General features: G+C 70.9%; 8 protein-coding genes. 5 read left to right on the top strand and 3 right to left on the bottom strand.

What is annotated here, in order from left to right:
• Positions 1 to 150: 150 nt before the first annotated feature.
• Both ACLE50_RS16575 and ACLE50_RS16570 read left to right on the top strand, forming a co-directional pair.
• Positions 151 to 1,488, top strand: a complete 1,338-nt coding sequence (locus ACLE50_RS16575) for a purine-cytosine permease family protein (protein ID WP_410944467.1) — start codon at positions 151 to 153, stop codon at positions 1,486 to 1,488.
• A gap of 98 nt (positions 1,489 to 1,586) precedes the next feature.
• Complete coding sequence (locus ACLE50_RS16570) at positions 1,587 to 2,123, top strand: putative immunity protein (protein ID WP_410944460.1); 537 nt, start codon at positions 1,587 to 1,589, stop codon at positions 2,121 to 2,123.
• Positions 2,124 to 2,156: 33 nt separating this feature from the next.
• On the opposite strand, the gene ACLE50_RS16565 is transcribed toward ACLE50_RS16570, so the two are convergent.
• The 3 genes from ACLE50_RS16565 to ACLE50_RS16555 form a co-directional block, all read right to left on the bottom strand.
• Positions 2,157 to 2,621, bottom strand: coding sequence for an AAA family ATPase (locus ACLE50_RS16565; RefSeq protein WP_410944459.1), 465 nt, complete (start codon positions 2,619 to 2,621; stop codon positions 2,157 to 2,159).
• A gap of 89 nt (positions 2,622 to 2,710) precedes the next feature.
• A complete protein-coding gene (locus tag ACLE50_RS16560; RefSeq protein ID WP_410944458.1) occupies positions 2,711 to 3,169 on the bottom strand; it encodes a hypothetical protein in 459 nt (152 codons plus the stop codon).
• Complete coding sequence (locus ACLE50_RS16555; protein WP_410944457.1) at positions 3,166 to 3,684, bottom strand: MarR family winged helix-turn-helix transcriptional regulator; 519 nt, start codon at positions 3,682 to 3,684, stop codon at positions 3,166 to 3,168. Before ACLE50_RS16555 ends, ACLE50_RS16560 begins: the two co-directional genes overlap by 4 nt.
• A gap of 70 nt (positions 3,685 to 3,754) precedes the next feature.
• On the opposite strand from ACLE50_RS16555, the gene ACLE50_RS16550 reads away from it, so the two are divergent.
• The 3 genes from ACLE50_RS16550 (at position 3,755) to ACLE50_RS16540 (ending at position 6,460) form a co-directional block, all read left to right on the top strand.
• Positions 3,755 to 4,564, top strand: a complete 810-nt coding sequence (locus tag ACLE50_RS16550) for an SDR family NAD(P)-dependent oxidoreductase (protein WP_410944456.1) — start codon at positions 3,755 to 3,757, stop codon at positions 4,562 to 4,564.
• A gap of 27 nt (positions 4,565 to 4,591) precedes the next feature.
• Positions 4,592 to 5,560 carry a prolyl aminopeptidase gene (gene pip, locus ACLE50_RS16545; RefSeq protein WP_410944455.1) on the top strand — a complete coding sequence of 323 codons (969 nt, stop codon included), beginning with the start codon at positions 4,592 to 4,594 and terminating at the stop codon, positions 5,558 to 5,560.
• A 111-nt stretch (positions 5,561 to 5,671) separates the two neighbouring features.
• Positions 5,672 to 6,460: a class I SAM-dependent methyltransferase gene (locus ACLE50_RS16540; protein WP_410944454.1), complete on the top strand. Its 789-nt coding sequence runs from the start codon at positions 5,672 to 5,674 to the stop codon at positions 6,458 to 6,460.
• The last annotated feature ends 3 nt before the right edge of the window (positions 6,461 to 6,463 follow it).

Here is a 6,463-nt window from a genome sequence, read left to right as displayed (position 1 = left end):
GGGTGCTGGTCATCGGCAGCGGTCTCCGCCGTCGTGTCGTTGTCGGTCAACGATGATCCTTCCCGGCCGAAGCTGCCGCTTCAGCCTGCCGGATCACCGGCCCACACACGATCTTTCTGACAGGCCCCGGCCGCGCGGTACGGCAGCTCGCTGACCACGGTCGAGCCGTTCGGCGTCGACCACATCCCCGACGAGGAACGGCACGGGCACCCGCGGTCGCAGTTCTTCGTCTGGTTCGCCGCCGGGCTCAACTTCCCGATCGTGCTGCTCGGATTCGGTGCAGGCTCCTACGGCCTCGGCGTCGGCAGCGCAGTCGCGGCGATCGGGGCGGGCACGCTGCTCGGATCGCTGCTGATGGCAGTGATGTCGCGGATGGGTGTGCGGCTCGGTGTGCCGCAGCAGATCCAGTCCCGCGGTCCGCTCGGCTTCCTCGGCAACGTCCTGCCGGTCGCCTACATCAACGTGTTCGCCGGGATCGGCTGGTCGGCGGTGACGGTCATCCTGGGCGGCAAGGCATTCAGCGCACTGACCGGTGCCCCGTTCTGGACCGGGGCACTCGGGCTGACCGTGGTCGTCATGGTCATCTCGATCTACGGCTACAACATGATCCACTATTTCCAGCGCCTGCTGTCGATCGTGCTCGCCGTGCTGTTCGTGGGGATCACGGTGGTCGCGATCGCGCGGACACCGGGGCTGGCCGAGCAGCCGGTCGTGATGACGCCGAAGGCCTCGGGCAGCGGCGGCTGGATCACCTTCGCGGGCTTCTTCCTCGCATTCCTGATCGCGTGGGCACCCTTCGCCTCCGACTACTCCCGCTACCTGCCGGACTCCCCTGCCGTGTCCCGTGGGACGGCCTGGTTCACCGGGATCGGCAACTTCATCACGCTGTTCTGGCTGGGCACGCTGGGTGTCCTGGTCGGCAGCGGGGCAAGCAGCTCCGACGCCGTCGAGGCGCTGCGCGAGCTCACCGGTCCGTTCGCCGCCCCCGCGCTGATCGCGATCGTCCTGTCGGTGCTCGCGCAGAACTTCCTCAACATCTACGGGGGCGCGATCTCGATCCAGACCCTGCGGCTGCCGGTCAGCCGGACGCAGGGAGTGGTGGTCATGTCGGTGCTGTCATTCCTGACGTGCCTGTGGGGTGAGTCCGGAGTCGAGGACAAGTTCGCGATCTTCCTGAACCTGACGTCGTACTTCATCGCACCGTTCGCAGCCATCCTGCTGACCGACTTCTACTTCGGCACCCGGTCCGACCGCAGCCGGATCCCAGAGCTCTACGACACCGGCCGTCGCCTCGAGTGGGGTGCGGTCGCCTGGATCGTCGGCGTGCTCGCCTCGGTCCCGTTCTGGACGTCGAGCCTCTACGTGGGGCCTTTCGCCCGTACGTTCCCGGCCTTCGGAGACGTGTCGATGTTCGTCGCCGCAGTCATCGCGGTGATCGCCTATCTGGCGACCCGGCGCCTGAAGCCGCTGTGGCACAGCCGCCGGTGACAAGTTTCCGACGTGGGTGATCACGGATTCGGCTGGATTCCGGCCACCGATGGCCGGATCTCTTCCGAACTCGTGATCACGCCCGGCAGGAGCGCCCCGTGGACGACCTGCGCGTGGCGACCCGCTACGTCCTCGACAGCGCCGGGCCCCTCCCCCCCCTCTTCGAGGCCGCCGTCCCCGACGACGAACGCCCGCGCGCCGCGATCGACGCCGCCCGGGCGTTCGTGGACGGCGAGGCGCGGTCGAGACGACAACGGGTCACCTCGCTCGCCGCGCACCGGGCGGCGACGGCCGCACCCACGGAGTCCGCCCGCCATGCGGCCCAGGCCGCCGGCGACGCCGCCGCCGCGGCCTACCTCCACCCACCCGAGCAGGTACGTGGCTGGGACTCCGCGATCGCCAGGGAGACCCAGATCGGGCACGTGCTGCGGGCACCCGCGCTCGCCGCGCGCATCGCGGAGCTCGCCGCGGACGGTGACCGGGATGTGGGTGAGCAGAGCATCGCGGAGGCGTTCCGGCGCGCGTCGCCGCAGCTCGTCGCGCTCGTGCGGAGGTATCCGCCGATACGGCCCGGGCGGTCCCGCGTCGCCGAGCTGATGACCCTGCTCGACGCGTTGTTCCGTGGGGGCGCTTGAGGCGCATTGCCGGCCTGGTGATCGAGGTGGGAACTATTGGAGTCCGTCGAGCTTCCGTACGACCTCCGCCAGCGGGGCGGAGGCGTCGATCTCGGCGGTCGCGGATCTGCGCAACAGCGGCTCGATCTCCTCGAGATTGCGGAGGATCTCGTCGCGCTCCTCGTGGGACTTGCCGTAGTCGTTGGTCGAACGGGCAGCGATCCGCTCCAGCAGCACCGAAGCAGGCGCGTGCAGCAGGACGACGTGCTCGAACAGTGGATAGAAGTCTTTCTGATTCGTCTTGCAACCCGCGACGAACAGCGTGCCACCCCGGTGGCCCTCCAGCAGCTCGGAGATCGCGTCGACGCGCCAGACCCAGTCATGGTGGCCGTCATCGTCGATGACCCATTCCGACCATTCATCGGTGTCGGTATCAACGACCCGGTGACCCCGTTCGGCAAGCTTCCGCAGCGCGCTCGACTTGCCCGTGCCCGACATCCCGGTGATGAGAACGCGCATAGTGCGACTGTATGGGCCCGCGCGGCGATCACCGACCCTTGGTTACGCACTTCGACAAGTCCCTCACGTTCAGCGATAGCTGAGACGGGTCAGAACCCCGACGCCACCGGCGGCGCGAAGGACAACTGCCAGCGGCCGTCGTCGTTCTGCGCGATGTGCAGCCGGTAACGCTCACCTCCGGCGCGCACCTCCGCGGTGCTGTCGTCGAGGTCGCGGATCTCGACCGGCGTCCCGCCCGCCGCGGAGTGCAGCGCGTCCAGGTACTCGCTCGCGAAGTCCCCGCTCTCACTGCTCGGGTAGTCGATCAGGCGGCTGAAGCCGTCGGCGTCGCCGTTCGCGACGGCGGCGGTCGCCTCCGTGGCCAGCTCCCGTGGCGAGCCCGCGCCGTCGACCGGCTCGTCGGCGATCATCACGCAGAGGTAGACGACCCAGGCCAGCACGACCAACGGCACGAGATAGAGCGGCGTCCACCGCAGGTGCCGCCGGGACCCGGCGCCGCGCCTGCTGCCGCGGCTCTTCTCGTCGGCGAACGTGCCGGGCGAGGTCACGACGCCCCCGTCACGTCGTGCCGCGACACCGGCCCGACCTCGCTCTCCAACCGCTCCAGCAGCCGCCCCAGCAGCGCGTTCGTCGCAGCGAGGTCCGACGCGCTCAGCACTCCGAACAGCTCGGCCTCGGCCCTGGTCCGCGCGGCGGTCGCGTCCCGCCAGGCCGCGTACCCGGCGTCGGTCAGGCGCACCGGGCGGCTGCGCCCGTCGGCATCCGGGACCTGCTCGACGAGCCCGGCGCCGGTGAGCCGGCGCAGCCGCGTGGTGACGGTGCCGGCGGTCAGCCCCAGGCTGCGAGCCAATGTGGACGGTGCGCACGGGCCGGGGTCGCGGACCAGCACCGACAGCGCCTCCCAGTCGCCGACGCTGATTCCCTGCTCGCGAGCCACCGCGTGGAGCAGCTCGGTGAACGCGCGGGAGATCCGGCCGATCCGCTGCCGCGCCGCCTCGACCTGCGGATCCACCCCGTCCATCCGGGCGACCCACGCATCCAGCTCGTCACCGACGGAGTCCACGGTTGACCTCCTTTGACACTCAAGCTACTTTTGATTTGACCATCAAAGTATCAGACCCAGGAGGTTTCCGATGACACGCGTATGGCTGGTGACCGGGGCGAGCACGGGGTTCGGGCGGGCGATCGCGGAGCTCGCCGTCGCACGGGGCGACACGGTCGTCGCGACGGCCCGGGACCCCCGAACGGTCGCCGACTTCCCCGACCACGAGCAGCTCGACGTCACCGACACCGCATCGGTCGACCGCGCGGTGGCGGCGACCGTCGAGCGGCACGGCCGGATCGACGTCCTGGTCAACAACGCGGGCCACGGGCTCATCGGCGCCGTCGAGGAGCTCTCCGACGACGACCTGCGCGGGTTGCTGGACACCAACGTCGTCGGCGTCCTGCGCGCCACCCGCGCGGTGCTGCCGCACATGCGCGCGCAGCAGGCGGGCACGATCGTGCAGCTCTCGTCGGTCGGCGGCGTCATCGGCAACCCCGGCCACGCCGCGTACGCCACGTCGAAGTTCGCGCTCGAGGGCCTGTCCGAGGCGCTGTCCGGCGAGGTCGCACCGTGGGGCATCCGGGTGCTCCTGGTCGAACCGGGGCCGTTCCGGACCGACTTCGCCGGCCGGTCGATCCACGCCGCGGAACCGATCGACGCCTACACCGACACCCCCGCCGGACGGCTGCGGCAGAACTTCCGCAACCAGGACGGCAAGCAGCCCAACGACCCGCGGATCGGCGCGCAGCTGATCGTCGACGCCGTCGACAGCGACTCGCCGCCGCTGCGGCTCCCGCTCGGCCCCGAGGCGATCGGGCGGATCCGCGACACCCTCGCCGACCGGCAGAAGGAGCTGGAGTCGTGGGCGGAGATCGGCGTGGCGACCCGCTTCGCCTGAGCGCTCGCGCGGGTTAGCGTCCCGGGCGTGCCCCTGCACCCACCGGTCGAGCCCTACGACTCCGGCACCCTGCACACCGACGACGGTCAGTCGATCCACTGGGAGACCAGCGGCAACCCCGACGGCCGCCCGGCCCTGTTCGTACACGGTGGCCCGGGCGGCACACCCGGCCCGGGGTCACGACGCTACTTCGATCCCGAGCGCTACCGGCTCGTGCTGTTCCACCAGCGCGGATGCGGCCGGAGCCTGCCGTCGGCCGGCGACCCGGCGGTCGACCTGGGGCGCACGAACACCACCCAGCACCTGATCACCGACATCGAGCGGCTCCGCGAGCTCCTGTCGGTCCCGTCGTGGACGGTCCTCGGCGTCTCGTGGGGTGCCACCCTGGCTCTCGCCTATGCCGAGGCACTGCCCGAGCGCGTCGACGCCCTCGTCCTCGCCGCGGTCACCAACACCAGCGAGCGCGAGGTCCGGTGGATCACCGAGGACATGGCGCGGATCTTCCCGGCCGAGTGGGCCCGGCTCGACGAGGCCGTCCCCGACCGCCACCGCCGCGACCGCGTCGTCGACTCCTACGCCGAGATGCTCGCCGACCCGGACCCGGCCGTCCGGGAGCTCGCGGCGCGCGAGTGGTGCCGATGGGAGGACACGCACGTCTCGCTCGCGCCGGGCCACCAGCCGTCGCCGCGCTACGAGGACCCGGATTTCCGCCAGGTGTTCGCGCGCCTGGTGACCCACTACTGGCGGCACGCCGCGTTCCTGCCCGACGGGCAGCTGCTCCGCGACGCCCCGGTACTCGACGGGATCCCGGGCGTGCTGATCCACGGCCGGTACGACGTGAGCGGACCGCTCGACATCGCCTGGAACCTCCATCGGCGCTGGGCCACGAGCGAGCTGCACGTCATCGAGGACGCCGGGCACGGCGGCACCTCCGGCTTCGACGACGCGATCGTCGAAGCACTGGACCGGCTCGCGCGCCTCCCCCGCCACCACTGACACCGGCACACATCGTCCGACCTGCATTGGTATTTCCCCCGATTGCGGGATAGAACGTTGCACTTGGTAGCCGCTGCTTGTTGCAGCCAGATGGCAAGGAGTGCATGGATCGTGCCCGAGACCGCTGTCCGACCCGCCTGGCGTGACCTCCTGGAGCGGTGGGACGTCCAGCAGGGCGTCTACGTCGAGCACCGCGAGCAGGGCTACGAGGTGATGCTCTCGATGCTCGACGCGCTCGTCCCCGGCGACATCACCGCCGTCGACCTGGCCGGTGGGCCAGGATCGATCGCGCAGCGATTCCTGGCGCGTCGGCCCGGCTCCCGCTGCCTCACCGTCGACACCGACCCGGTCCTGCAGACGATCGGCGAGGGCGCACTCGGCGACGTCGACGGCCGGCTGCGCTGGGTCCGCGCGGACCTGCGCGACCCCGAGTGGCCGTCCCGGCTGGCGGAGCCCTCGGTCGACGCCGTGCTGTCCTCGACCGCGCTGCACTGGCTGACTCCCGACGCACTGGCGGCGATGTATCGCTCGCTGTCCGAGCTGATCCGGCCGGGTGGCGTCCTGGTGAACTTCGACGGCTTCCCCGACAACGGGGAACCCACCGCGATCGACGAGGCCGTCACCGCCGTCGACGCCGCGCGCCAGGAACGTGCCGTCGAGCGCGGCGCCGAGCCATGGCAGGACTGGTGGGACGCAGCCCGCGCGGTCCCCGAGCTCGCCGACGCCTTCGCCGAGCGGGACGAGATCTTCGCGCCCGCCCGGGGACGGTTCTTCACCGCCGCCCGGAAGAAGGGCACGTCGGCGGCGTTCCACGAGGCCGCGCTGCGCGAGGCCGGGTTCAGCGACGTGCAGATCGTCTGGCAGGACCTCACCAAGAAGATCCTCGTGGCCGTGCGGTGAGCA

The organism is Pseudonocardia phyllosphaerae (assembly GCF_046546475.1).
GTDB lineage: Bacteria > Actinomycetota > Actinomycetes > Mycobacteriales > Pseudonocardiaceae > Pseudonocardia > Pseudonocardia phyllosphaerae.
This window is presented reverse-complemented; position numbering and strand designations above follow the sequence as displayed.